We start from the raw sequence: 377 nt of genomic DNA on the forward strand, positions 1-377 counted from the left end.
GGCGCCTTCTCTTCCAATTTTGCTACTAATTTTTTCATATAGTCTTTGAGGTACAATGTGTAGGATTTCTTGTCACCGAAGGCGTATGTTTCGACTAGCCTGTGGTTCAGGACTATGTCAACTCCGCTCTCGACGGCCGAGTCCGTGCCCTCGTCAGCCTCTTCAGCCGAAGGATTAAAACCCTCGATCTGGATATCACCCTGTGCTCTCGTCACCAACCTACCGGTCACTTCGTAAATAACTTCATCGACCAATTTCATTTTGTAAGTGTCAGAGAACATCTCATCACCAGTGATAATGTCCTTATAGATCTTCATTTTGATGGATTGGAGGCGATTAAAAATAATAAAAACCGAAAGAACGGCTTCTCGCCTCAA

1 protein-coding gene is annotated in these 377 nt (G+C 44.3%); it reads right to left on the bottom strand.

From position 1 onward, the window contains the following. The coding region (locus F0L68_RS46095; protein WP_188317154.1) for a translationally-controlled tumor protein at window positions 1-317 on the bottom strand (317 nt) is incomplete at its 3' end. Window positions 318-377 lie beyond the last annotated feature (60 nt).

The organism is Solihabitans fulvus, assembly GCF_008386585.1.
Classification (GTDB): domain Bacteria; phylum Actinomycetota; class Actinomycetes; order Mycobacteriales; family Pseudonocardiaceae; genus Solihabitans; species Solihabitans fulvus.